At 59.0% G+C, this 24,581-nt stretch carries 25 protein-coding genes; 18 read left to right on the top strand and 7 right to left on the bottom strand.

Annotated features, from left to right (window positions below; all coding sequences use genetic code 11):
* Positions 1-91: 91 nt before the first annotated feature.
* On the top strand, positions 92-796 hold the full coding sequence (locus tag QO231_RS01280) for a CoA transferase subunit A (RefSeq protein WP_316772346.1): 705 nt from the start codon (positions 92-94) through the stop codon (positions 794-796).
* Positions 796-1,422 (top strand): 3-oxoacid CoA-transferase subunit B, encoded by a 627-nt coding sequence (locus QO231_RS01275; RefSeq protein WP_316772343.1) that lies wholly within the window; start codon positions 796-798, stop codon positions 1,420-1,422. Before QO231_RS01280 ends, QO231_RS01275 begins: the two co-directional genes overlap by 1 nt.
* A 91-nt stretch (positions 1,423-1,513) precedes the next feature.
* Here the strand turns inward: QO231_RS01275 and QO231_RS01270 are convergent, their stop codons facing one another.
* Positions 1,514-2,437: a lytic transglycosylase domain-containing protein gene (locus QO231_RS01270; protein ID WP_316772340.1), complete on the bottom strand. Its 924-nt coding sequence runs from the start codon at positions 2,435-2,437 to the stop codon at positions 1,514-1,516.
* Positions 2,438-2,787: 350 nt separating this feature from the next.
* Here QO231_RS01270 and QO231_RS01265 point away from each other — a divergent pair, with 350 nt between their 5' ends.
* From QO231_RS01265 to pdeM, 16 genes are all read left to right on the top strand, one after another.
* On the top strand, positions 2,788-2,979 hold the full coding sequence (locus QO231_RS01265; RefSeq protein WP_316772337.1) for a hypothetical protein: 192 nt from the start codon (positions 2,788-2,790) through the stop codon (positions 2,977-2,979).
* A 396-nt stretch (positions 2,980-3,375) separates the two neighbouring features.
* Entirely contained in the window at positions 3,376-3,597 is a 222-nt protein-coding gene (locus QO231_RS01260; protein ID WP_316772334.1) for a hypothetical protein, read from the top strand.
* A 101-nt stretch (positions 3,598-3,698) separates the two neighbouring features.
* On the top strand, positions 3,699-3,884 hold the full coding sequence (locus tag QO231_RS01255; RefSeq protein ID WP_316772331.1) for a hypothetical protein: 186 nt from the start codon (positions 3,699-3,701) through the stop codon (positions 3,882-3,884).
* Between the two features lie 151 nt (positions 3,885-4,035).
* On the top strand, positions 4,036-4,893 hold the full coding sequence (cpaB, locus tag QO231_RS01250; RefSeq protein WP_316772328.1) for a Flp pilus assembly protein CpaB: 858 nt from the start codon (positions 4,036-4,038) through the stop codon (positions 4,891-4,893).
* A 193-nt stretch (positions 4,894-5,086) separates the two neighbouring features.
* Positions 5,087-6,511: a type II and III secretion system protein family protein gene (locus QO231_RS01245; RefSeq protein WP_316773060.1), complete on the top strand. Its 1,425-nt coding sequence runs from the start codon at positions 5,087-5,089 to the stop codon at positions 6,509-6,511.
* Between the two features lie 16 nt (positions 6,512-6,527).
* A complete protein-coding gene (locus QO231_RS01240; protein WP_316772324.1) occupies positions 6,528-7,160 on the top strand; it encodes an OmpA family protein in 633 nt (210 codons plus the stop codon).
* A 201-nt stretch (positions 7,161-7,361) separates the two neighbouring features.
* Positions 7,362-8,600 carry an AAA family ATPase gene (locus QO231_RS01235; RefSeq protein WP_316772322.1) on the top strand — a complete coding sequence of 413 codons (1,239 nt, stop codon included), beginning with the start codon at positions 7,362-7,364 and terminating at the stop codon, positions 8,598-8,600.
* Positions 8,601-8,621: 21 nt separating this feature from the next.
* Positions 8,622-10,085 (top strand): CpaF family protein, encoded by a 1,464-nt coding sequence (locus QO231_RS01230; RefSeq protein WP_394356553.1) that lies wholly within the window; start codon positions 8,622-8,624, stop codon positions 10,083-10,085.
* Positions 10,085-11,053 carry a type II secretion system F family protein gene (locus QO231_RS01225; protein ID WP_316772320.1) on the top strand — a complete coding sequence of 323 codons (969 nt, stop codon included), beginning with the start codon at positions 10,085-10,087 and terminating at the stop codon, positions 11,051-11,053. The genes QO231_RS01230 and QO231_RS01225 overlap by 1 nt, the downstream gene beginning before the upstream one ends.
* Before the next feature lie 10 nt (positions 11,054-11,063).
* Positions 11,064-12,047, top strand: coding sequence for a type II secretion system F family protein (locus QO231_RS01220; RefSeq protein ID WP_316772317.1), 984 nt, complete (start codon positions 11,064-11,066; stop codon positions 12,045-12,047).
* Between the two features lie 3 nt (positions 12,048-12,050).
* Positions 12,051-12,641 carry a tetratricopeptide repeat protein gene (locus tag QO231_RS01215; protein WP_316772314.1) on the top strand — a complete coding sequence of 197 codons (591 nt, stop codon included), beginning with the start codon at positions 12,051-12,053 and terminating at the stop codon, positions 12,639-12,641.
* Positions 12,642-12,673: 32 nt separating this feature from the next.
* Entirely contained in the window at positions 12,674-13,522 is an 849-nt protein-coding gene (locus tag QO231_RS01210) for a tetratricopeptide repeat protein (RefSeq protein WP_316772311.1), read from the top strand.
* Between the two features lie 5 nt (positions 13,523-13,527).
* On the top strand, positions 13,528-14,022 hold the full coding sequence (locus QO231_RS01205; protein ID WP_316772309.1) for a prepilin peptidase: 495 nt from the start codon (positions 13,528-13,530) through the stop codon (positions 14,020-14,022).
* A gap of 109 nt (positions 14,023-14,131) precedes the next feature.
* Positions 14,132-15,439, top strand: a complete 1,308-nt coding sequence (locus tag QO231_RS01200; RefSeq protein ID WP_316772307.1) for a P-loop NTPase family protein — start codon at positions 14,132-14,134, stop codon at positions 15,437-15,439.
* A 64-nt stretch (positions 15,440-15,503) separates the two neighbouring features.
* Positions 15,504-17,912: a ligase-associated DNA damage response DEXH box helicase gene (locus QO231_RS01195; RefSeq protein ID WP_316772305.1), complete on the top strand. Its 2,409-nt coding sequence runs from the start codon at positions 15,504-15,506 to the stop codon at positions 17,910-17,912.
* A 45-nt stretch (positions 17,913-17,957) separates the two neighbouring features.
* Positions 17,958-18,626 (top strand): ligase-associated DNA damage response endonuclease PdeM, encoded by a 669-nt coding sequence (gene pdeM / locus QO231_RS01190; RefSeq protein WP_316772300.1) that lies wholly within the window; start codon positions 17,958-17,960, stop codon positions 18,624-18,626.
* Between the two features lie 68 nt (positions 18,627-18,694).
* Here pdeM and QO231_RS01185 read toward each other — a convergent pair whose 3' ends face one another.
* The 6 genes from QO231_RS01185 to QO231_RS01160 form a co-directional block, all read right to left on the bottom strand.
* Entirely contained in the window at positions 18,695-19,222 is a 528-nt protein-coding gene (locus QO231_RS01185; RefSeq protein ID WP_316772297.1) for a LytTR family DNA-binding domain-containing protein, read from the bottom strand.
* Positions 19,223-19,519: 297 nt separating this feature from the next.
* Positions 19,520-19,714, bottom strand: coding sequence for a hypothetical protein (locus QO231_RS01180; RefSeq protein WP_316772294.1), 195 nt, complete (start codon positions 19,712-19,714; stop codon positions 19,520-19,522).
* Between the two features lie 71 nt (positions 19,715-19,785).
* On the bottom strand, positions 19,786-20,370 hold the full coding sequence (locus QO231_RS01175; RefSeq protein ID WP_316772291.1) for an MOSC domain-containing protein: 585 nt from the start codon (positions 20,368-20,370) through the stop codon (positions 19,786-19,788).
* A gap of 134 nt (positions 20,371-20,504) precedes the next feature.
* The gene (gene ftsH, locus QO231_RS01170; protein WP_316772288.1) at positions 20,505-22,421 is read right to left on the bottom strand and encodes an ATP-dependent zinc metalloprotease FtsH; all 1,917 of its coding nucleotides are present in this window, start codon (positions 22,419-22,421) and stop codon (positions 20,505-20,507) included.
* A 75-nt stretch (positions 22,422-22,496) separates the two neighbouring features.
* A complete protein-coding gene (gene tilS / locus QO231_RS01165) occupies positions 22,497-23,750 on the bottom strand; it encodes a tRNA lysidine(34) synthetase TilS (RefSeq protein WP_316772285.1) in 1,254 nt (417 codons plus the stop codon).
* Positions 23,747-24,580, bottom strand: a complete 834-nt coding sequence (locus QO231_RS01160) for a tetratricopeptide repeat protein (RefSeq protein WP_316773054.1) — start codon at positions 24,578-24,580, stop codon at positions 23,747-23,749. Before QO231_RS01160 ends, tilS begins: the two co-directional genes overlap by 4 nt.
* Position 24,581 lies beyond the last annotated feature (1 nt).

The following is a 24,581-nucleotide window of genomic DNA, read 5'->3' as shown; positions in this document are numbered from 1 at the left end:
CAAGCTGGCCGACCGCCACTCGCGCGCCTTTGTTGACTCTATTGCTGCAGCGCGTCAAAAGCGCTGCAACACCGCATTAAGGGAGTTCTTCATGAAGAAAGTCTATGACAGCGCCGCAGAGGCGCTTGATGGTGTGCTGTTTGACGGCATGCTCATCGCTGCCGGGGGCTTTGGTCTCTGCGGCATTCCGGAACTGCTGATTGCAGCCATCCGGGATGCGGGCACCAAGGATCTGACGGTGGCCAGCAACAATGCCGGCGTGGACGATTTTGGCCTTGGCGTGCTGTTGCAAACCCGGCAGGTCAAGAAGATGATCAGCTCCTATGTCGGGGAAAACGCCGAGTTCATGCGCCAGTATCTTTCCGGCGAACTGGAACTCGAATTCAATCCGCAGGGCACCCTGGCAGAGCGGATGCGCGCCGGCGGCTGTGGCATTCCGGGCTTTTACACCAAGACCGGCGTTGGCACCGTGATTGCCGACGGCAAGGACAGCAAGGAATTCGATGGCGAGGAATACATCCTCGAACGTGGCATCGTCGCGGATCTCGCGATCGTCAAGGCGTGGAAGGCGGACGACACGGGCAACCTGATTTTCCGCAAGAGCGCACGCAACTTCAACCCGCCCGCCGCGATGTGCGGCAAGATCTGCGTCGCCGAGGTCGAAGAGATCGTGCCGCGTGGCAGCCTGGATCCCGACAACATCCATTTGCCGGGAATCTATGTGCACCGCCTGATCCAGGGCGATCACGAGAAACGCATCGAACAACGCACCACGCGCAAGCGGGAGGACGCATAATGGGCTGGGACCGCAACCAGATGGCCGCACGGGCCGCCGAAGAGCTTGAAGACGGCATGTATGTCAACCTGGGCATCGGCATTCCCACGCTGGTGGCGAACTATGTGGGCGACAAGGACATCACCCTGCAATCGGAGAACGGCATGCTGGGCATGGGCCCGTTTCCGTTCGAGGGCGAAGAAGACCCCGACCTGATCAATGCCGGCAAGCAGACCATCACCGAGCTGGCCCGCACCAGCTATTTCGACAGCGCAACCAGCTTTGGCATGATTCGCGGCGGCAAGATCGCGGCGGCGATCCTGGGCGCGATGGAAGTGGCCGAGAACGGAGATCTCGCGAACTGGATGATCCCCGGCAAGCTGGTCAAGGGCATGGGCGGCGCGATGGATCTCGTCGCCGGCGTCGGCCGCGTTGTCGTGGTGATGGATCACACCAACAAGCACGGCGACAGCAAGGTTCTCAAGGAATGCACCCTGCCCCTGACCGGCAAGGCCGTGGTCGACCGGATCATCACCAATCTCGGTGTGCTGGACGTGGTTGAAGGTGGTCTCCGGATCGTCGAATGCGCCGATGGAGTCACCGAAGAGGAGCTGCGCGCCGCGACAGAGGCCACGATCGTCGGGTGATCAGGCTGATCTGACATCTGCAGAAAAATGCGACTGGCCGGGCGGGAAACTGCCCGGCCAGTCTTGTTGTGCGGCCTTGAAACGGAAAAGGTCAGTACATCGTATGAAACACACAGCCGTCGCTGATCAGTTCCGGGGGTGTCGTGCAGAGCCCGCTGGCGACCTGAAATGCCGCCAGCACCTTGGGCACATAGTCGCGCGTCTCGGCATAGGGTGGCACGCCCGCGTGATTCATCACCGAACCCTCTCCGGCATTGTAGCCCGCCAGCACGAGAATCGGATCGTTGTTGAACTTGCCCATCAGCCAGTCGAGATATTTCACCCCCCCCGATATGTTGTCGGCGGGAATCATGCTGTCGGTCACACCGAACCGCGCCGCGGTATCGGGCATCAATTGCATCAATCCCTGCGCCCCGGCATGGCTTGTCACGCTGGTACGACCGGAAGACTCAACAGCGATAACGGCCAGCACCAGCGCAGGCGAGACGCGCGTTCCGACGGTAGACCGCAGAATGGAAACGCCCTGCGCCTTGGCGATATCCTGCATCGCCTGGAGCCGTGGGGCCGAAATCTCTCCGGCAGTGTTCAGCGTGATAAGCGCTTCGTTCAGGCGTCCGGGCCCGGTGCTGGCGATGGCCGGGGAAATGCGATCCCAGAACCACGTGTATTTCCCGATGGGCTCAGAGCGAGACACAGGCGCGGTTGCCGCAGGCTCTGGTTTCGTGACTGGCGCAGGTGGCGGTGGGCGCCATTGTTCATCCGGATCAATCTGGATCGTGATACGCTTGACGGTGCCCGGTTTGGGGGGCTTCACCCTGCGCGCGGTGAACGTGTGAAACTGTCGCGGAGCAGCACGGGTTTTGGGCTGCACCACATCAGCTGGTGCCTCTGCCGCCAGATTGGTCTCGGCCACGTCTTTGGAGGCATCGCGAAACACCAGTCGCTCTGCAACTGCGGCCTCGGGATATTGAAGCGCCAACGCCAAAATCGGTGCGATCAGCACACGCCTGTTCATTTTCTCGTCTCACTGCTCTGTTTTTTGGCCAGTGTTCACTGCCGGGCGGAACAATGCCAGATTTGATGCCCGAAATCTGGCATTTTTGCCCGATTTGACTCCGATTTGCATCGGGTGTGAGCGACCAGAAAGTCGTCAGATCCTATGAAAGATGTTAAATCTCATATGCTTACCACGATCTTTAGCAGAGAGTTAACCATCTCCGGGGAAATCACTCGTTCGCCCAATTCCTGACATTGCTCATTGGTTAAGTTTTTCTACACAACGGCAGACATGGGCCAGGTGAGAGACGGCCCGATCGAAAGAATGCCTGTTTGTGAATTTTAGTGATCCTTTGGAGGGACAAAACCATGATCAAACTCTTGAAAACCTTTCGCAAAGACGAAGACGGTGCCGTAACCGTTGATTGGGTCGTGCTGACCGCGGCCGTCGTCCTCCTGGCAGGCGCAGCCTACCAGGCGATTGAAGACGGTTCCTCGGCGCTGACGGCATCGACCGGCACGTTCATTTCCGATCAGGCACCGACGGCAGAAGAAGAATAGGTGTCTGACGTATAGCCACAGTGGTGGAGCCGCCTCGCAAGGAATAGAGGCGGTTCCCCGTTGTGTGGGTTTCGCCCGTCTTCCTGCCGCACGGCCTTCTGGTCAGCAGGCGGTCAGAGCAATGCCAGGCATGACCGAAGCACCAGAATCGGGATCATCGTTTCCCATCGCTTTCGGGCGTCAAATGGCTTTTGCGGCAACAACACGGAGAAAATTCTTGAAAAAATAGCAAAATAACCTTCAAAAGCATCAAAATGGTGGATTGTAGTCAAATTGCTGCCTTATTCCGCCGCTTTATTAGAGTCAGCCAAATGAAGACCCGAGCCGTTTGAACCAAAGCACACACGAATGGTACGGATGCAAACTCTAACAGTGATCCTTTGAAGGGACAAAGCCATGATCAGAGTGTTCAAGAATTTCCGCAAGGACGAAGACGGTGCTGTCACTGTCGACTGGGTTGTGTTGACTGCAGCTGTCGTAGCACTTGCAGGCGCTGCATACGTTGCGATCGAAGATGGCGCGGTCAATCTGACCGAGTCTACGCAGCAAGCCATTGAAAATCTGGCTCCGGAAGCTGGTGGTGGTGACGGCGGTGGCGGCGGCGGTGACGGTGGCTAACAACCACTTAAGTAACAACGAATATGTGGGGGCTGCGTCTTTTACGTGAGGCGCGGCCTTTTTTCGAAAAAGGCCCCGCCGCAGCAAACCATGAGGTTTCCATGCGAAACAGTATAAAGAAAGTCCTTCGGGATGAATGCGGCGCGGTGACTGTCGATTGGGTTGTCCTGACCGCAGCCGTCGTCGCGCTGGCGGTGGTGGCCTTCGCCTCGCTGCAATCCGCGTCCGGCGGCGTCGGCGCCAGCCTCGGCGAATACCTCTCGACACTTCCGGTGGGCGAGCAGTAGACCGCAACCTTCTCTGCCTGAACCGGATATGTGTCAAATGTGATGCATTTTCCGTCGCGGTTTGTGACACAATCTTTGTAAATCGGACCGATCGTGCATAAATAGGTGCGGTCAACATCAAGGGCTGTTGGTTCTTGGAGAGGTCGAAACGATGCGAGCGATGTTCGGTTTGGTTCTGATTGTCGGCATCGTCCTTGCGGGCGGCGCGGTCATGATGGCCAAGAAATATATCTCGGCCTATCAGGTCGAATTGCAGAAAGAACGCCAGGCGCGCGCCGCCGTCGTGCCAACCGTTGACGTCTATGTCGCCACCCACCCCCTGAAATACGGTGAGGCTCTCAAGAAGGATGATGTGCGCAAGGTGCGCTGGCCCGAGGACGCCATCCCAGATGGTGCGTTCACCGATATCAACAAACTGTTTCCACCGGACGTGAGCGACAATCGCGTGGTTCTTCGTGCCATGGAAAAGGACGAGGCGATTCTTGCGCTCAAGGTTACGGATCCCGGCGAGGATGCCGGTCTGACGTCGCGGCTGGCGCGCGGGATGCGCGCCTTTGCGATCAGAGTTGACGTGGCGTCCGGCGTGTCCGGCTTTCTGCGTCCGGGCGACCGGGTCGACGTGTACTGGACCGGCAGTGTCAACGGAAACATCGAAGGCGTACGGGGCGACGTCACCTATCTGATCGAGGCCAACGTTCCCCTGATCGCGGTCGACCAAACCGCGAGCGGTGATCTGGACGGGGCGACCATCGCCAGAACCGTAACCGTGGCTGCGCGCCCTGAACAGGTGGCCGGACTGGCGCAGGCGCAGTCAACGGGCAGATTGTCCTTGTCGCTGGTCGGAGCGCGCGACGACACGGTTGCCTCTGCGGTCGAGGTCAATCAACGCTCGCTTCTGGGCCTCGGCGCCATCGAAGCCGCACCTCAGCCAGTGGAAGAAAAGGTTTGTACGATCCGAACACGCCGTGGCGCGGAAGTGGTTGATATTCCGATCCCCTGCACAAACTAGTGTGATCGCAACACCTTAGGTACAAGCCGACCGTCCCGCCTAGCCTCCGGGCTGTACATTTGTTGCCAGATATCCACATTCGGAAGGCGGCGGAAACCATTGATTCTTGAAATAAAATGGGAACTGGCGCACAGTGGCTCAAATTTCGGGCGACAAGACCCGGCAACGAGGCGTGATCGGAGAGGCAGGTCACATGAAATTCGAAGAGTTCCTGAAGGCGGCAGTCTTAGGGGTTGCGCTGACCTGCACCGCTCTTGGCAGCGCCCTGCAGGCCGAGGCTCTGACCGTCGTCAAGAACGGCTCGGAGACCACACTGGACATTCCGATGAACCGCGCGATCGTGGTCGAGAGCGATGTTCCGTTCGCCGAACTCAGCATCGCGAACCCGGGTATTGCCGATATTTCGTCGCTGTCGGATCGAACGATTTACGTCCTCGGAAAATCACCCGGGCTGACGACCCTCACATTGCTGGATGCGACGGGGCGGCTGATCACCAACGTGAATGTGAAAGTCGCGGCGGATGTCACCGAGTTCAAGGAACGGCTGCGCCAGATCCTGCCCGGCGAAAAGATCGAAGTGCGCACGGCCAATGACGGAATCGTCCTTTCGGGTGTGGTGTCAAGTTCGGCCCGACTTCAACGCGCCCTCGACCTCGCCGAACGGTACGCCCCGGAACGGGTCTCGAACCTGATGAGCGTCGGGGGAGTGCAGCAGGTGATGCTCAAGGTCCGCTTTGCCGAGATGCAACGCTCCGTATCCAAATCCCTGAGTTCATCACTGGGCTTTAGCGGGTCGATCTTTGGTGGCGACACCGGGCTGAACGGCGGCATCGGCACGCTGAACAACCAACCCGCACTGACGAACTCACAGAACGGCAACATCCCTCTCGCGAACGACAACACCGGTGCGGTCCTGTTCGGATTCAACGCAGGCTCGGTCCAGGTCGGACTGCTGATCGAAGCGTTGGAGCAAAAGGGCGTCGTGCGCACACTCGCAGAACCAAACCTCAGCGCGCTTTCCGGCCAGGAAGCCAAGTTCCTCGCAGGCGGCGAGTTTCCGATCCCCGTTGCGCAACGGGACGGCTTGTTCTCGGTTGAATACAAACCCTTTGGTATCGAACTGAACTTCGTGCCGCGTGTTGTGGACAAAGGGGTGATCAACCTCGAACTCATGGCGGCCGTTTCGGCGATCGACCCGTCGCAAGGTGCGATTATCAACGATCTGAATGTTCCGGCCTTCTCGCGTCGCGAAACATCCACGACGGTCGAAATGCGGGACGGCGAGAGTTTCGCGATTGCCGGACTTATTCAGGATGAATTTCTGGACAACGCCGCCCAGATGCCCTGGTTGGGCGATGTTCCGGTGCTGGGTGCGCTGTTTCGCAGTGCCGAGTACGAGCGCAAGCAAACGGAACTGGTGATTATCGTGACGGCGCATCTTGTTTCGCCCACTCTCGGCGAGGCGCTGGCCTTGCCAACTGATCGCATCACGCCGCCCAGCGAAAGCGATCTGTTCCTGTTTGGCAGGATGAGCAAGGAAGCAAGCGGCGCGGCCAGGGGTGCGCAAGAGGTCGCAAAACAGGACTTCAGCGGCTCTTACGGCTATGTGATGGACTAGGCGGAAGGACAGGACCATGAGAGAATTGATCCTTGTCGCGGGACTGGCTGCCGCGCTTTCCGGGTGCGACCAAACGGCTGGCGATTCCGTAACCACTCGGGATTTTGGCCTGGCGACACAAAACAACTCGCTCGTTATGCAGGGAGACCTGAGCTATGCGGTCGCGTTGGGCGAGCGCTTTGCCCGGGAAATCCCGAGCACGGTGAACTTTGCTTTCAACAGTGACGTGCTCGACTCGACCGCGCGACAGATCCTGGACCGGCAAGCGGACTGGATCCGTCAGTTCCCCGAGGTGCGGTTCAATGTGTACGGGTACACCGATCTCGTCGGTTCTGCGTCCTACAACTATGGCCTTGGCGAACGACGCGCCCGTGCCGTTGTCCGATATCTGTCCACCCGCGGCATCAGTTCTTCGCGCCTTCAGGCGCTTGTGTCCTATGGAGAAACCCGACCGGTGATCAACACACCCGCCCCGGAACGGGTAAACCGGCGCAGCGTGACCGAGGTCGGCGGCTTCCTTGCGCGCCACCCCACGGTGCTGGATGGCAAATATGCCGAGATCGTTTACCGGGAATATATCGTGAGCGCCCAACCCGTTGATGGGTTGACCCGGCGCAGCAACACCGGCGGGTTTGGCAACGTACAATAGATCATTTTATTGTTGATCGTGTCCCGATTTCCTACAATTAGGTCATTTTGGCCTAACTCTTGCCTAGATTATCGGCGATATTCATCATGAGAAGGAGACGTGCGCCCGGTTCCGGACGCACGCTGGTGATGGCGGGGCACAACGGACGGGAGGCATCCCGTATTGCGCGCTGGTCCAAGCCGCAACGTAAGGATCACGGCAATGAGCAGTCGAATGCCACAAACCGAAACAAGCACGATCGTGGCGTGCACGGTCAGCAGGAATGTTCAAAACTTCGATCTGTTGATCGAGGATATGGAATCCGCGCTTGGTGAAAGCTGGGGGGATTTGGGATTTGCCGAGGCGCTCACCTTTCTGAGCCAGCCGGAAGCAGAGTCACTCAACTTTCTGGCGTTGGCGCTTGATGCGCAGGATGAAGACAATCTGGCGCTGGTCGGGGAAATCATCACGCAGGCCAAGGCACAGGGGCTGCGCGTGATCCTGATAGCCGAGGATGTAACGCCCGCGTCCCTGCACCAACTGCTGCGGCAGGGCGCGGATGAATTCGTGCCCTACCCGCTCCCGGAAAACGAATTGCAATCGGCCATTGATCGTCTGAACGCACCGCCGCCGCAGGCTGATCCGGTGCGTCAACACAAGACACATTTGCAATCCGGCACATCGCGTGAGGGCGCCGTCATCGTAGTGCATGGCCTTGCCGGCGGTGTCGGCTCGACAACGTTGGCGGTGAACCTGGCCTGGGAACTGGCGACCACCGGCGGCGAAGAGGCACCAAGTGTCTGCTTGCTTGATCTCGATCTGCAGTTTGGCACAATCGCGACCTATCTCGACCTTCCACGCCGCGAAGCCGTTTTCGAGATGCTCACCGATACAGAGAATATGGACGAAGAGGTGTTCGGCTACGCATTGCAGAGCTTTGAGGACAAGTTGCAGGTGTTGACGGCACCCTCGGATATCGTGCCCCTCGACATCGTATCGAGTGAAGATATCGAGCGTGTCATCGCGTTGGCGCGCAGCCATTTTGACTATGTCATCATCGACATGCCATCGACGCTGGTACAGTGGACAGAAACCGTACTGCAGGCCGCGCATGTCTATTTTGCCCTGATTGAACTTGATATGCGGTCGGCGCAGAATGCCTTGCGGATGAAACGCGCCTTGCAATCCGAGGATCTGCCCCTGCAAAAACTGCGGTTCGCACTGAACCGTGCGCCGAAATTCACCGACCTCTCAGGCAAGGGCCGGGTGAAACGCATGGCGGAAAGCCTGAGTATCTCGATTGACCTGCAACTGCCTGACGGCGGCAAGCCAGTCACGCAATGCGGCGACCACGGTCACCCTCTGGCTCTGTCTGCCGCCAAGAATCCGTTGCGCAAGGAAATTGCCAAACTCGCACAATCCCTGCACCAACTCGGCCAGGCCGAGGCCGAAGCTGCTTGATAGACCGGAGGACTAACGCGCGTGTTTTCCAAGTATAAGAAGCCCAATGCGGCCAAGAAGATCCCGAAACCAACGGCGAAGGTTACAAACCTTGCCGATGTGAAATCCGACTCCGCTGCGACACCGGCGCCGGAGGCTGTATCGTTGCGCCGTCCGATGCCGACAAAACCCGCCGAGGCCGGGATGCCGGACAAGGACCGCAAGCGCAAGGAGCGGCTTGGCGAAATCAAGATCGAGTTACACCGCTCGCTGCTAGACAACCTGAACCTCGCAGCACTGGATCGGGCCAGCGAAACGGAGTTGCGAAACGAGATCGGCAGCATCGCCGGCGAAATTCTCGAGGAACAAGGCATTGTTCTGAACCGCGAGGATCGGCAAACCCTCAACAAGGAACTCTATGACGAGGTCAGAGGACTTGGCCCGCTGGAAGCCCTGCTACAAGACGATTCGATCAACGATATCCTCGTGAACGGACCGCAGCAGGTCTTTGTCGAACGCGATGGTCGGCTCGAGTTAAGCGAGGTCACCTTCAAGGACGAACGTCACCTTCTTCGGATCATCGACAAGATCGTCAGCGCCGTCGGTCGCCGTGTCGATGAGTCCAATCCCTACGTCGACGCCCGCCTCGCCGACGGCTCGCGCTTCAACGCGATGGTGCCGCCAATCGCGGTGGATGGCAGTCTCGTGTCGATCCGGAAGTTCCGCAAAGACAAGCTGGGTATTGACGATCTGGTGAGTTACGGTGCCTTTTCCGAGGAAATGGCCGCCTATCTGCAAGCCGCCGTGGCAACCCGGCTGAACATCATCGTGTCGGGCGGTACAGGGTCTGGCAAGACCACCACCCTGAATGCGCTGTCATCCTTCATCGACAATGCGGAACGTATCCTGACGATCGAGGACACCGCCGAATTGCAGCTTCAGCAGACCCATGTGGGCCGGATGGAAAGTCGACCGCCAAACGTCGAAGGCAAGGGCGAAGTCAGCCCGCGTGATTGCCTCAAGAACGCATTGCGGATGCGCCCGGATCGCATCATCGTCGGCGAGACCCGTGGCGAAGAGGTCATCGACATGCTGCAGGCGATGAACACCGGCCATGACGGCTCGATGACCACGATCCACGCAAACAGCGCGCGGGATGGAATCAGCCGTCTGGAAAACATGATCGCCATGGCAGGCATCGAAATGCCCCTCAAGGCGGTGCGCAGCCAGATCGCATCCGCCGTCAACGTGATCGTGCAGGCATCTCGTCTGCAGGACGGTAGCCGCCGCATGACCTCGATCACCGAAATCACCGGCATGGAAGGTGATGTGATTTCGATGCAGGAAATCTATAAATACCAGCGCGTTGGTCTGACTCCGGACAACAAGATCGTGGGCCACTTCACCGCCACCGGTGTCCGCAGCAACTTTTCAGAGCGCTTTCGGATGTGGGGGTATGATCTGCCAGCGGCCATCTACGAACCCACGGTGATGGAGAGTTTCTGATGCAGATCAGCGCCGAACCGATCATCTATGCCCTGATTTTTGTCGGTGTGCTGGTGCTTGTCGAAGGCATCTACCTGGTGGCTTTCGGCAAATCCATCAGCCTGAACAGCAAGGTCAACCGGCGACTGGAGATGCTGGACAAGGGAGCCGGGCGCGAACAGGTGCTGGAGCAGCTGCGCAAGGAAATGCAGCAGCACATGAAGTCGCGGTCAATTCCGCTCTATTCGCTGCTGGCAGACAAGGCGCAAAAGGCCGCCATTGCCTTTACCCCGAGGCAGTTGGTCATGATCATGGCGGCGCTTGCGGTGATCGCCTTTATCGGCCTGAGCATCGGCACAGCGGCAGAGACCGGCGTGCGTGTCGTCGCGTCCATCGTAATTGGCGTGGGCGCCGTCTATTTCTGGATCAACTCCAAGGCCAAGAAACGCCTGGGAATGATCGAAGAGCAATTGCCCGACGCCGTCGAGCTTATGGTACGCAGCCTGCGCGTTGGGCATCCGTTTTCCTCGGCGGTTTCAATCGTCTCGAAAGAAATCGAAGACCCGCTGGCGACAGAGTTCGGCATCATCGCGGACGAAAACTCTTATGGCCGCGACATCGGCGAGGCCCTTAAAGAAATGGCCGAACGCCTGGATATGCAGGATTTGCGCTTCCTTTCGGTGGCCGTGTCGATCCAGCAGCAGTCCGGCGGCAATCTGGCCGAGATCCTCGCAGGTCTCGCCAAAGTGATCCGCGCGCGGTTCCGTCTGTTCCGACGGGTCAATGCGATCACGGCCGAGGCGAAATGGTCGGGAAAGTTCCTGTCGGGTTTCCCGGTTTTCTGCCTGATTGCAATCACGGTGAAAGACCCCCAGTATTATGATCAGGTCGTGGACCACCCCTGGTTCATTCCGGCCTGTTTTCTGGTCGGCATATTGCTGACAGCAAACCTGATCGTGATGCGCATTCTGACTGACATCAAGGTATAGCGAGGATCTGATGGAGTTCTTCACCAAGATCCAGACACTGCTCACCGATACGCTCGGTGATTTTGGCCCGGTGATCGTGATCGGAGTCCTCGGATTGTTCATGGTATTGTTGGCGATACCGCTGATCCTGAACCAGCCTGAGGACCCGCTCAAAAAGCTCAAGCGTGCAAACTCGCCAGAGAAACGCGGCACACCGCAAAAGGAGCGGCTCAGGCAGCGCGGGCGAAACGTCCAGCTCGACAAGTTCGCAACCTTCCTTGAGCCAAAGAACCAGGCGGAATTGTCGGCCGTCCAGCTAAAGCTGCGCCAGGCCGGTTATCAATCCAAGGACGCCGTGCGCCTCTATCATTTTGCGCAGTTCGCACTTGGCATTTTCGGACTCATCGCCGGCACCGCCTATGTGATCCTCTTGACATCGCAAGGTCAGGATGTGGAAAACCAGCAGATGATCCTATACGTACTGGGACCTGGCGGCGCAGGTTACCTGCTCCCGAAATATTGGGTTACCCGGCGCGTTCAGGCCCGCAAGGAGGCAATCGTTCGCGCATTCCCGGATGCCCTCGACATGATGCTCGTCTGTGTCGAAGCGGGACAATCGTTGGATCAGTCGATCATCCGAGTGGCTGCGGAACTGCATGCATCCTATCCGGAACTGGCCGAAGAGTTTGAAGTCGTCGCCTATGAAATGAAAGCCGGAAAGGAAAAGTCAGCGGTCCTGCGGGACCTGGGCATTCGCTGTGGTGTTCAGGATGTTTCTTCCTTTGTGACGGTGTTGATCCAGTCCGCCTCTTTCGGCACGTCAATCGCCGAAGCATTGCGTGTCTACGCGAGTGAAATGCGGGACAAGCGGATCATGCGCGCGGAAGAAGCCGCAAACAAGTTGCCAACCAAAATGACACTTGCGACTATGACCCTCACGGTGCCCCCGCTCCTGATCATCCTCGTCGGTCCATCGGCGCAAGGCATCGCCAATTTGGGCAATATGAGCAAATAGCGCATGGCTTCACCGCGTTCGACGCGCGCCGAAACGACCCGCAAGCTGGTTCTTGCCATCGCAGCGACAGCGGCGCTGGCGGCTTGCGACACGTTCGGCAGGGCTGGGGAAGCCGATTCCGTATATGCGCCTGGTGTTGATCTGAGAAAAGATTCCGCAGACGGTCTCGAAGTCGGCAATCGCCTGCTGGCGGCATCCGAATACGAGCTGGCGCTTGATGCCTTTACACGCGCAGCCCTCGATCAGGGGCTTACACCCGATGTCCTGACCGGAATGGGAACCGCAAATCTTGGACTGGGTCGGCTCGGTCAATCCGAAGAACTGCTTCGCCGGGCCGTGGATGCGGCACCGGATTGGCCAGAGGCATGGAACAATCTTGGCGTCGTCTTGCTCGAACAAGGCAAATTCGGAGAGGCGGAGCAGGTATTCCGAAAAGCCTATGCGCTGGACAATGGCGAAAGTGACTCAATCCGCGACAATTTGCGCTTAGCGCTCGCAAAATCGGAAAACATCGGTCATAATGATGGACAAAATCAAGAATACAAAGTGGTGCGGCGGGGCAGCAGCGACTACCTGATCCGCAAGACACCATGACAGAGGCAAGAGAGCAGTAAAGGACGCAAAAAATGCGCCATCTCACCCTGATTCCGGTCGCGCTTGTCGGGAGCTTGGCCCTTTCGGCCTGTGCCGAAAAGCCGGACGAGACTGTCGAACGCGCGTTTCAAGAGGTCAACGTTGTCGACGAGAATGACCTGAACGATGTCATGCTCACCGTCGCCGACCCGAATGAAGCGGTCAATTACTTCAGCCGCAGCACCAAGCAATTCCCCAACAGGATCGACCTGCAACGCGGTCTTGCGCTGTCCTTGATCCGCGCCAAGCGAAACGTCGAAGGAGTCGCTGCCTGGAAAAAGGTTGTCGGCATGAGCGGTGCCACATCAGAGGATAAGGTCGCCCTTGCCGATGCGCAGATTCGCGTCGGAGAGTGGACTGCTGCGGAAAAGACGCTCGACAGCGTTCCACCGACCCACGAAACCTTCAAACGCTATCGCCTTGAAGGCATGGTCGCCGATGCCAACAAGGAATGGACCAAGGCGGACAGCTATTATGAAACAGCGCTCGGGCTGACGACCAAGCCCGCCGGTGTCATGAATAACTGGGGATATTCAAAGCTGTCGCGCGGCGATTTTTCGGGTGCCGAGCGTCTGTTTGGGCAGGCAATACGCCAAGACCCCAGCCTGTTCACCGCCAAGAACAATCTGGTTCTGGCACGCGGGGCACAGCGCACCTATTCGCTTCCCGTCATTCCGATGGATCAGACCGAAAGAGCGGAATTGCTGCATACCATGGCGTTGACCGCGATCAAACAGGGTGACGTCCAGACCGGAGAAGCCCTGTTGCGCGAGGCGATCGACACCCACCCCCAGCATTTTGAAGAAGCCTCGCGATCCTTGCGCGCCATCGAAAACGGCTAGATCGGATGTCGGTATCTGCGGAGTCGGCATTCTGGTTTCTGCCCTTTGTGCTTCCGATCTGCTTCTACGTGGCGCTCACCGACCTGAAGGACATGCGCATCACCAATCAGGCGGTCCTGTTGTTGGTGGCGGTCTTCTTGATCGTTGGTCTCATCGTCATGCCGCTGTCGACATACGGCACACGGCTGATCCAGCTTGGTCTGGTCCTGATTATCGGGATCGTTCTGAACGCGGCCGGTGCGGTTGGCGCGGGTGATGCCAAATTCGCGGCAGCGGCGGCGCCCTATGTTGCCGTTGGTGACCTGCGCCTGTTGATCGCGATCTTTGCCGCAAATCTGCTCGCCGCCTTTGCAACGCATCGATTAGCCAAATACACCCCGCTTCGCAGGATCGCGCCGGAGTGGAAGAGTTGGAATGTCGGATGGAAATTCCCGATGGGCCTGTCCTTGGGCGGAACGCTGGCCATCTACCTGATTCTCGGCTCGATGTTCGGGGCCTGACACGCGGTGCCAAATACCTGTAATCCTCGGCAATCAACCTGACGGTCGCCCAAATCTTGCCAGAAACAATCGCTAGTCGTTGGCAACAATCTCAACACAGGCAAACCAGATGAACATGCAGGCAAGCGCGGTCAGCGCGCCACCAAGTCCAACCAGCATTGATGACATGCGACTGCCATTGGTGATGATGCGTGACATTCTGCTCAAGACAATTTTTCGCAAGAACCTGGAAACGGTATCTGAAATTGCCGCTGCGATCTGCCTACCTATGCAGACCACGCAGGAACTAGTCGATCTCGCGCGCGAACAGCGTCTGCTCGAGGCGACCGGCACGCTGAATGCCAACAGCGGGAACGAAATGGGCTACCAACTGACGGATGCCGGCAAATCCCGAGCACTGGATGCGCTGTCGCAATCGGAGTATTTCGGTGCGATGCCGGTGCCCCTGGATGTCTACCGCGAACAGGTCAAGCGCCAGTCGATTCGCAATATCCAGATCACCCGCGATCAGCTGACCAATGCCATGGGCCACCTCATCCTGCCCGATACGCTGCTTGATCACCTTGGTCCGGCCGTCAGCGCCGGCCGCTCGATCCTGATGTATGGCCCGCCCGGCAACGGCAAGTCTTCGATATCCAACGGCATCCGCGACGCGCTTGGCGACCGGATCTATGTGCCACGCGCCATCGAATATTCCGGCCAGGTCATTACGGTCTACGATCCGATCGTTCATAGCGCGGTCCAAGAGGTAAAAGACGATCCCAACTCCCTGCGCCGGGCCAGACGGTTCGACACAAGGTATGTGTGTTGCGTGCGCCCGACGGTGGTCACGGGCGGGGAACTTTCGCTGAAGATGCTCGACCTCGTCTATAACCCGACGGCCCGCACCTATCAGGCCCCGCTACAACTGAAATCGACGGGCGGCATTTTCATTGTCGACGACCTTGGACGCCAGGAAGAACCACCGCAGGCCCTGATCAACCGCTGGATCGTACCGTTGGAAGAGAGCAAGGATATCCTGGGTTTGCAATCGGGTGAAAAGTTCGAAGTACCGTTTGACACGCTGGTGATTTTTTCCACCAACTTCCATCCCAACGAGATTTTCGATCAGGCCGCGCTCCGCCGGATCTTTTTCAAGATCAAGATCGACGGGCCGAGTCAGGAGAACTTTCTGAAAATCTTTGCCCTCGTCGCACGCAAGAAGGGCGTGCCGCTTGACGAGGCAACGCTGCTGCATCTTCTCAAGGTGAAATATCCGACGATCAATAATATCTACGCAAACTATCAGCCCGTGTTCCTGATCGAGCAGATGATCGCGATCTGTGAATTCGAAGGGATCCCCTATCAGATGAGCCCGGCATTGATAGACCGGGCCTGGGCCAACATGTTCGTGAGGGACGAAAAGATCGTCAAATAGGATAAACGCCCGCGCCGGAATCTGTGGGCTGGCCCCTGCCCCACGCGGCGCTAGACTGCGAAGCATGACTCTTCCGCCACAGCTTCAGACCTGGTTCAGGACCAAGGGCTGGTCCGCGCATCCGCATCAGGTGGCGATGCTGGAGCGGGCGAAAGAGCCCGCTACCCTGCTGATCGCCCCAACGGGCGGCGGCAAGACGCTCGCGGGATTTCTGCCAACCCTTGCGGATCTCGCCCGGTCGCCGCACGAGGGGCTTCACACGCTCTATATCAGCCCGCTCAAGGCGCTGGCGGCCGATATCAAACGCAACCTGCGCGCGCCGGTAGAAGAGATCGGTCTGGACATCCGGATCGAGGACCGCACCGGCGACACTTCGGCCACGCAGAAAAAGCGCCAGCGCGCCGACCCGCCCCATATCCTGCTGACTACGCCCGAGAGCCTCGCGCTGCTGATTTCCTACGAAGACGCGCCACACATATTCAAGGGTCTGAAACGGGTTGTCGTCGATGAAATCCACGCGCTCGCCGAGAGCAAGCGGGGCGACCAACTGATGCTTGCCCTCGCAAGGGTGAACACCCTGTGCCCCGATCTGCGCCGCGTAGGTCTGTCGGCCACGGTTGAAGACCCCTCTGCCCTCGCGCGATTGCTTGCCCGCCATCCGGATCGCTGTGACATCCTCGTGGCCGATCCCGGCCCTGCGCCTGACATCGCCATGCTCGAAACCGCCGAACACCCGCCATGGGCCGGCGGTGGTGCCGCCTATGCCATTCCGGCGGTCATGGAACAGATCAAGCATCACAACACCACGCTGATCTTTCACAACACCCGCGCGCAGGCCGAGATCTTCTTTCACAATCTGTGGCTTGCCAACTCCGATGGCCTTCCCATCGGCATTCATCACGGCAGCCTTGACCGGCAGCAACGCAAACGGGTCGAAGCCGCGATGGTGCGCGGAGAGTTGCGGGCCATCGTCTGCACGGGCAGCCTTGATCTTGGCATTGACTGGGGAGATGTGGACCTGGTGATCCAGATCGGAGCGCCGAAGAACGTCAAGCGGCTGGTGCAGCGGATCGGGCGCGCCAATCACCAGTACAACGCCCCTTCCAAGGCGCTGCTTGTGCCCGCAAACCGGTTCGAGGTGGTGGAATGCATCGCCGCGCTCCAGGCGGCGAAGGAAGGCGCGCTGGATGGCGAACCGCGCGGTCCGGGGCCTCTGGACGTACTCTGCCAGCATCTATTGATCACGGCCTGTTCTGGCCCGTTTGATGCAGACTACCTCTTTGCCGAAGTCACGAGCGCAGGCGCCTATGCCGATCTTACGCGGGTCCAGTTCGACCGCTGTCTCGATTTCGCGGCCACCGGCGGATACGCCTTGCGCGCCTATGACCGGTGGCAGCGGTTGCAACAGCGACCGGATGGACAATGGCAACTGCGCGATCCGCGCGCCAGCCGTGACATCCGCATGAACATCGGCACGATTCAGGACACGGATACACTCAAGGTCCGCCTCAGGCGCAGCCGGGGCGGCAAGCCGCTGGGCGAGGTTGAAGAGGCCTTTGCCGCCAGCCTCACGCCGGGCGACACGTTTCTCATTGGCGGGCAGATCGTGCGCTTTGAAGGCTTGCGCGAGATGACCGTCGAAGTCAGTCGAAACGCGGCGCGCAAACCTCGAGTTGCGACCTTTTCCGGCACCAAGTTCGCCACGTCGACACAATTGAGTGCGCGCATTCTAGAGATATTCTCGCAAGAGAACTGGCCATACGTGCCGCCGCACACCGCCGATTGGCTGGCGCTGCAACGCCACAGAAGCCGATTGCCCGAACCCGGTCGACTGCTTATCGAGAGCTTTCCGCACGATGGCCGCGAACATTGCTGTGTCTATGGGTTTGCAGGGCGCAATGCGCAGCAAACTCTGGGTCTGCTGCTGACCAAGCAGATGGAGGAAAGCGGCCTGTTCCCCCTGGGCTTTGTCGCCACCGATTACGCCACGCTGATCTGGGGGCTGGAGCCATTGCGTGATCCCGCACCGCTGTTTGACCGCCACACGCTGCGCAATGGCCTGACAAACTGGCTGGCCGGAAACGCCGTCATGAAGCGAACCTTTCGCGCCAGCGCAACGATCGCGGGGTTGATACAACGCAACACGCCGCAGGTGCGCAAGACCGGCAGGCAGGCGACGTTTTCTTCGGATATCCTCTATGACACATTGCATAAATATGACCCGGATCACCTGATCCTCGACATTACCCGCGCAGAGGCCCATCGGGGACTTGTCGATTTCGGACGCATTGAAGATTTGCTCGATCGCGTCGGCGACCGGCTCGACCTGTTGCGGCTTGACCGGGTAACGCCCCTTGCGGCCCCGCTTCTGCTCGAAGTAGGCAAGGTACCAATCAAGGGTGCCGCAGAAGAACGCCTTCTCGCCGAGGAAACGCAACGACTGATGCAGGACGCAGGCCTTGCCGCCATCTGAGCAATCCGCCTTGTCAGTGGCCGCACATTCGCTAGACAGCCATTCATGAACGGTCACTCCTTCCTATTCTCTGGCGTCAATCTGGTTGCCATGGCGTCGGGCGCGCTCTGGTGGCCCGAACAGCGGCTGCTCTGCGTATCAGACCTGCATCTGGGCAAGTCCGAACGCATCGCACGGCGCGGCGGTGGCCCGCTCCCCCCCTATGACACCCACGACACGCTCAACCGTCTTGCCGATGACCTCGAACGCTGCAGCGCCGAGACCGTGGTTTGCATCGGAGACAGCTTTGATGATCTCGATGCGGCAAACGCGCTGCCCGATAACGAACGGCTGTGGATCACCCGCCTGCAAGCCGGACGAAGATGGGTGTGGATCGAAGGAAATCATGATCCCGGCCCCGTGGGACTGGGCGGCACACATCTCGCGGAACTCTCCGCCATGCCCCTCACATTCCGTCACATCGCCAACCCCGGATCGCAGGCAGAGGTATCCGGACATTATCATCCCAAGGTCCAGTTGCGCCTGCGCGGCCGTACCGTATCGCGCCCTGCGTTTCTTGTGGATGCCAATCGCGTGATCCTGCCTGCCTATGGAACCTATACTGGCGGGCTGCGCAGCAACGCGCCCATCTTGCTCGATCTCATGCAGCCAAAGACGGTCGCCCTCGTGACGGGCAAGTCAGTGCACGCAGTGCCGATGCCACGAAACGCCTGAGCAGCTGCCTTGTTGCATCTGCGTCCAGCCGTGTCTTCACGTGGTCGAGTTCAGGTGGGACCGACGTATCAGAGCTTGAGAATCCCAGCCTCTTCCAAGTCAGGCTTGTATTTTCGGCTCACTGGAACCTGATCGCCATTCGTCAGCGTGAGAAATACCTTGCTGCCATCGCGGCCTGCGTCGACAATGGCTTCCTCCACAACCCAATGCGACCGATGGGTGCAATGCCCTTTCACAGTATCCATTTCGTCAATTGCGTCCGCAAACCGCATGCGAATGGTCTCACTTCCCGTTCCGGATATGACATCGACATAGTGATCCCGCACGGACAGGCGCAGGATCGGACCCTCAAAACCGGGGGAAAGCCTGCGGATCAATCGCGGGCCTTGCGATTGTTGCGGTGACTTCTCGCCAAGATAGCCCACCGGCTCAAAGCCCGGAATAATCCGTCTCAGCGCACATATACTGAGCGTGATTGCCGCCACATAATAGCTCATCTTGAGGATAGAAGGTCCGAGTGATGGTTCCTGGACCGCAAGGTGGCGGGTCAGGAACCAGAGAGGGGGTGTAAAGCACAAGACCGTCAAGACGATCATCGCCAGATCCTGCAAGACCGGGCGGCTCTGTGGAACATATCGGCGCGATAGATTGTAGCACGCTCTACCGATGATAATTGAAGCTGTGGACACGGTCGTCCAATAAAAAAGCCGATGCAGGAATGGATGGGCTTCATAGGTCCCAAACGGACCCATCGTCGCTCCAAGAAAGGAAACAAGTATCAATACAGAGAGATTGAAACGCGTCGTCAACGGCATGAATAACTCTTTGAAAATACTGCTCATCTAGAAATCTGATTCTTCGTAACTCGGCAATAACTGCAATGGATCCTAAATTTAGTTGACCCGGAATGTCACGGGGCAATATCCCCTGACTTTCCCCCCTTTAGGAAAACTGAAAATCAGATTATGCAATTCACTGGTGAAGCGCAAACCGGTTGCGGCGATCTTGCCAAACTTGTGTGAAAAATCGCCGATGCGCTCATGATCTCTGGCAATTTCGAACACATTCCAAGTGTCCAGTCGCTGCACGGCGCGTCCACATCCCTGACTACGCGCAGGTGTCCAACGACCCTTGGAATTCGAACTGCGGGGTCTGGCGGTCAGGGGGACCAGGGTTTTTGCGTCGGGACGAACAGGCGCAGGCGGTCGCCGATTGACAACTGACCCGGATGCTCGACCCATGCGGTGACACCCCGACGCCCGTCTGCCGCGGCTTTGAACGCTTTGCCATATCCCGGATGATCGCGCTCGATTTCCTTGGCTGGCCAGATACAGGGCAGGTTTTCCATGTCGATTGTCAAAGTCAGGTCAGAGGGGCCCTGCAGCCGCGAGGATGGCGGCACATGGCTGAAATCCGGAATGCCCCTGACCACCACCGACGCGCCGAGCCATGCAGGGTCGAGCGCCTCCAGCCCCATTTCCAAAGCGATCACGTCCAGGTCTTCCTGCGCCAGAATCGACAATTGCCGTACGTTCCTGATTTCGGTCCCTTTGGCATAGAGCATCGTCACCCGAACACAGGACGCACGGGTTTCCCCGTAGTGGTGTTCACCACGCGCCCCGCCCATGTCAAACTCCAGCCGATCCCGCGGCTGTGCATAGATACGATCCTCGGCAATGCCCGCCGGCACCATGCCCAGCCAGGTGACTTCGGCCTCATGGGCTGTCAATGTCATGGTGGTCATCTGAAGCTCCTTGCGGTGGGTCCGGCGACCCTGCCAAATCGTCAGCAGCAAGACAAGCGCGGTCGTGCTGACATGAAAACACCCGGACGCCGTTCAGGGTATCCGGGTGCGATGGTCGCTACATGATTGGTCGCTCAGGCAGAGGGTTCAGGCTCCAGTCCCGCTTCGGGCGGCGACTTCTTGGGCTTTGTTTTGGGGATCGCAGTGACGCTCGGCGCGTTACCCTCATCCGGTGCGTCATCACCATCGTCATCCGCATGCGGCGGGTCGCCGGCCATCACACGTTTGATCTCGTCACCGGTCAGCGTTTCATATTCCAGCAACCCCTGCGCAAGCCGTTCCCATTCTTCGTTTTTTTCCTCGAGGATCGAATAGGCCCGCACATACGCTTCTTCGATAAAGCGTTTGACCTCTTCTTCGATCATCTCCTTGGTGCTGGCAGAGACGGAGAACCCGGGGGTCTGGCCGGAATAGCCCTCATGCGCTTCGGCGTAATCGATATTGCCGACTTTATCCGACATGCCCCACCGCAGTACCATTGCGCGCGCCAGCGCGCTGGCCTGCTGGATATCTCCCGCAGGTCCGTTGGACACATTGCCCTCGCCCCACTTGAGGATCTCGGCCGCCTTGCCGGCCATGGTCATGGCAAGTTTCTGTTCACATTCGGACTTGTGCCAGTTCAACCGGTCAATTTCCGGCAGGCTCACCACCATGCCCAAGGCCCCGCCGCGCGGAATGATCGTGGCCTTGTACACCGGATCACACTCGGGCAAGGCCATTCCGACCACCGCGTGACCCGCTTCGTGATAGGCGGTCTTTTCCTTCTGTTCAGCGGTCAACACCATGGAGCGGCGCTCGGCGCCCATCATCACCTTGTCCTTGGCGTTCTCGAAATCCTCCATCGTGACAAACCGGCGTCCGACCCGCGCAGCCATCAGCGCGGCTTCGTTCACGAGGTTGGCCAGATCGGCGCCTGAGAAACCCGGTGTGCCGCGTGCAATGATCCGCAGATCCACGTCCGGGCCCAGCGGGGTCTTGCGGGCATGAACGTGCAGAATTTTCTCGCGCCCCTTGATGTCGGGGTTGGCGACGGTGACCTGCCGGTCAAAGCGGCCCGGACGCAACAATGCGGGGTCCAGAACGTCTTTGCGGTTGGTGGCGGCCAGGATGATGACGCCTTCATTGGCCTCGAACCCGTCCATCTCCACCAGCAACTGGTTCAATGTCTGTTCACGCTCGTCATTGCCGCCGCCATAGCCGGCGCCACGGTGGCGGCCCACGGCGTCTATCTCGTCGATGAACACGATGCAGGGCGCATTCTTCTTGGCTTGTTCGAACATGTCGCGCACGCGGCTTGCGCCGACGCCCACGAACATCTCGACGAAATCGGAACCGGAAATGGTAAAGAACGGCACCCCCGCCTCACCGGCAATCGCGCGGGCAAGAAGCGTCTTACCGGTGCCCGGAGGGCCCACCAGCAGCGCGCCTTTGGGGATCTTGCCGCCCAGGCGGCTGAACTTTTGCGGGTTGCGCAGGAATTCGACGATTTCTTCCAACTCTTCCTTGGCCTCGTCGATGCCCGCAACATCGTCAAATGTCACGCGCCCGTGCTTTTCGGTGAGCATCTTGGCCTTGGATTTGCCAAAGCCCATGGCACCGCCTTTGCCGCCACCCTGCATCCGGTTCATGAAATAGACCCAGACACCGATCAGTAACAGGAAGGGCAACAGCGTCACGAGAAACGACTGAAATCCGGACTGCTGCTGTTTTTCCGCGCGCACCGGAATGTTGTTTTCGATCAGCAGATTGGTGATTCCCGCATCTTCCGGCTTGATCGCAACATAGTCGCTGCCATCCGCCCCGCGGAACCGAATCTGCTCGCCATCCAGCGTAACCTGGCTGACATCGCCCGATTCAACCGACGCAACGAACTGAGAATACGGGATTTCACGGCTTTGCATCGTGCCGCCTGAGCCGCTGAACAGATTGAACAGCGCCAGGATCAACAGAAACAGGACGACCCAAAAGGCGATATTACGTGCATTTCCCAAGGAAACTCTCCTAAATTTTGGATCGGACAGGCTCACGATCCGCTTGTGTATAAAATAGAGATGAAACGCCAAGGTTCAATGCGATATTAGCGTCGCAAAGAACTCCTCTTCACCGGCAACCAATTGCGCAGTCCAGCCCGCCGCCTTGCCAGCGAGCGGAGCGGCGATCAGCAGGTCACCCCGCCAGACCGCAGGCGAAGCGATCAGCGAGGCGAGCGGGCGACCCGTCGCCCGCCAGTCCGGGCATTCTTTCAGCCCCTCCTGACCAAGCGCGCGCGCCTCCAGACCCTCAACATCGGGACCAACCAGTTGCCAGCGGTGATCCCAGGATGCATCAATGGAACAGCGCATTGATTGAATTGCTTTGTATTCCCGACAGACCCAGACCCGGTTGTCGTGCCGCAACACGTTGCAGCCCCCCAGCGTACTGGAGCGACCCGCGCGTATGCTTTCGAGCGTAAGGTTCACCGGCGTCCTGCGCGGACCCCGAACCGTGCCGCCGATCCACGCGACGGATCGCACCAGCAACCGGCGGGCAATTTCGCCGGGCAAGGCCCGAAACTGACGCAAGTCAAAGATGACATCGCCGCCATTGACGACCGCCAGGTCTCTGGCGGCAAGAAAGGTGTACCAGTCCAGCGCCTCGCGCGCCTGTTCCATGTTGCCCGCAACGCCCGACAGCACCTTTGCCGTGATCCCCAGCGGAGCCAGCAGCTTGAGCGCCTCGCGCGTTCTGACCCGTTCATAGGCCGCATTCTCGTTGGACGGATCCTCCACCCAGTCGACTTCGTGGCGATTCAGATAGGCGCGCAGTTCCTGTCGTGTCACTCCAAGCAGCGGGCGAACGAGGGTTATGCCAAAGATTGTACGGTTGAGCGGCATCGCCGCCAACCCATCAACGCCCGAAGTTCTGGCCAGCCGCATCAGCATCGTTTCCGCCTGATCATCCGCGGTATGACCTACGGCGAAAACGGCGATATCCTGGGTTTTTGCCCACTCGCTGATCAACTGGTATCGCGCCTCGCGTGCGCGCTCCTGAAGATTGCCAACCCCATCCCATGACGTCCAGCGCAGCGTAGTATGAGGCACCATGAGATTGGCACACAACGCCTTGACCTGCACCGCCTCCTCCCGCGCTTCGGGGCGCAGACCATGATCAACGGTTACCGCGAACAACTCGACCGATCCCGGTACAAAGCAACGCGAAAGTATGTGCAAGAGTGCGATCGAATCACCGCCGCCAGACACGGCAACTCCAAGCCTGGCCGGCGGTGCGTTGCCAAAGGCTGCCCTGACCTGCGCCAGAATATCGGCGTCAGCTTTGTTCAAGAGCAGCCCAGGTTCGCCATTTCCTGTTGCGCCGAAGAGACCATCCCTGACGATGGAAACCGAACCGCGACCTCGGCAAGCGTCAGGCAGGCCTGACTGGTTTGTCCCAACTGACCCAGGGCTGCACCGAGTTCATAGAGCGCAACCGGAGCATCGGCCCCCGTGCTGTCAGCCGAGAAACTCGCCAGATAGGCACGCGCCGCCTCGCGGGTATCCCCGGCCGCCGCCAGGGCGCGTCCACGATTCAGGTCTGCCTGGGCCGCGAGCGGACTGCCCGGATAAGACTGGTTGAACTGCGCGAACAACTCGGCGGCCCGGCTATTGTTACCCTCTTGAAGCGCCTGTGCCGCAATCTGGAAATCCGCTTCTTCACCGACCGCCAATTCGCCGCTGGAACTGGTTGCGGGATCGGCAGGCACCGGAGTGGCAGTGACCGGGGCCGAGGGTCCTCCCCCCAGCGTTGTGGCTTCTCCAAGTTGGCTGACATCGCCGCCTTCGAGTTCGACAAGCCGGAATTCCAGATCACCGATCCGGTTGGTTCCGTCCGATACGACGCGGTTGACCCGATTCTCCAGCTCTTCCGATTTGGCCGTCAGGCGCTGCAACTCGGCTTCGATGGCCGCAACCCGGTCCAGAACGCTGTCTCCGGTCACATCTACCGATGGCCCGCCCGTCGTCGAAAGCTCACGTTTGAGCTTTTGCACCTCGACATTGAGGACCGTCAGTTCCTGCCGCACATCGGCAAGTGTCTGCTGATCCTGCGCCTGCACAGCCATTGGAAGCGCCGAAGTTATCAACGCGACCGCAACACCAACTCTCAGAACTCGCATC

The organism is Sedimentitalea todarodis (genome assembly GCF_032595355.1).
Taxonomy (GTDB): domain Bacteria; phylum Pseudomonadota; class Alphaproteobacteria; order Rhodobacterales; family Rhodobacteraceae; genus Sedimentitalea; species Sedimentitalea todarodis.
This window is presented reverse-complemented; position numbering and strand designations above follow the sequence as displayed.

Coding starts and splice junctions, on each gene's coding strand:
- QO231_RS01160 (WP_316773054.1), bottom strand. CDS start 24,580: ATGCGAGTTCTGAGAGTTGGTGTTGCGGTCGCGTTGATAACTTCGGCG.
- QO231_RS01205 (WP_316772309.1), top strand. CDS start 13,528: ATGTCGGTATCTGCGGAGTCGGCATTCTGGTTTCTGCCCTTTGTGCTT.
- QO231_RS01200 (WP_316772307.1), top strand. CDS start 14,132: ATGAACATGCAGGCAAGCGCGGTCAGCGCGCCACCAAGTCCAACCAGC.
- QO231_RS01280 (WP_316772346.1), top strand. CDS start 92: ATGAAGAAAGTCTATGACAGCGCCGCAGAGGCGCTTGATGGTGTGCTG.
- QO231_RS01215 (WP_316772314.1), top strand. CDS start 12,051: ATGGCTTCACCGCGTTCGACGCGCGCCGAAACGACCCGCAAGCTGGTT.
- cpaB (WP_316772328.1), top strand. CDS start 4,036: ATGCGAGCGATGTTCGGTTTGGTTCTGATTGTCGGCATCGTCCTTGCG.
- QO231_RS01265 (WP_316772337.1), top strand. CDS start 2,788: ATGATCAAACTCTTGAAAACCTTTCGCAAAGACGAAGACGGTGCCGTA.
- QO231_RS01270 (WP_316772340.1), bottom strand. CDS start 2,437: ATGAACAGGCGTGTGCTGATCGCACCGATTTTGGCGTTGGCGCTTCAA.
- QO231_RS01220 (WP_316772317.1), top strand. CDS start 11,064: ATGGAGTTCTTCACCAAGATCCAGACACTGCTCACCGATACGCTCGGT.
- QO231_RS01255 (WP_316772331.1), top strand. CDS start 3,699: ATGCGAAACAGTATAAAGAAAGTCCTTCGGGATGAATGCGGCGCGGTG.
- QO231_RS01275 (WP_316772343.1), top strand. CDS start 796: ATGGGCTGGGACCGCAACCAGATGGCCGCACGGGCCGCCGAAGAGCTT.
- QO231_RS01260 (WP_316772334.1), top strand. CDS start 3,376: ATGATCAGAGTGTTCAAGAATTTCCGCAAGGACGAAGACGGTGCTGTC.
- QO231_RS01195 (WP_316772305.1), top strand. CDS start 15,504: ATGACTCTTCCGCCACAGCTTCAGACCTGGTTCAGGACCAAGGGCTGG.
- pdeM (WP_316772300.1), top strand. CDS start 17,958: ATGAACGGTCACTCCTTCCTATTCTCTGGCGTCAATCTGGTTGCCATG.
- QO231_RS01210 (WP_316772311.1), top strand. CDS start 12,674: ATGCGCCATCTCACCCTGATTCCGGTCGCGCTTGTCGGGAGCTTGGCC.
- QO231_RS01245 (WP_316773060.1), top strand. CDS start 5,087: ATGAAATTCGAAGAGTTCCTGAAGGCGGCAGTCTTAGGGGTTGCGCTG.
- QO231_RS01225 (WP_316772320.1), top strand. CDS start 10,085: ATGCAGATCAGCGCCGAACCGATCATCTATGCCCTGATTTTTGTCGGT.
- QO231_RS01175 (WP_316772291.1), bottom strand. CDS start 20,370: ATGACCACCATGACATTGACAGCCCATGAGGCCGAAGTCACCTGGCTG.
- QO231_RS01240 (WP_316772324.1), top strand. CDS start 6,528: ATGAGAGAATTGATCCTTGTCGCGGGACTGGCTGCCGCGCTTTCCGGG.
- QO231_RS01235 (WP_316772322.1), top strand. CDS start 7,362: ATGAGCAGTCGAATGCCACAAACCGAAACAAGCACGATCGTGGCGTGC.
- QO231_RS01185 (WP_316772297.1), bottom strand. CDS start 19,222: ATGATCGTCTTGACGGTCTTGTGCTTTACACCCCCTCTCTGGTTCCTG.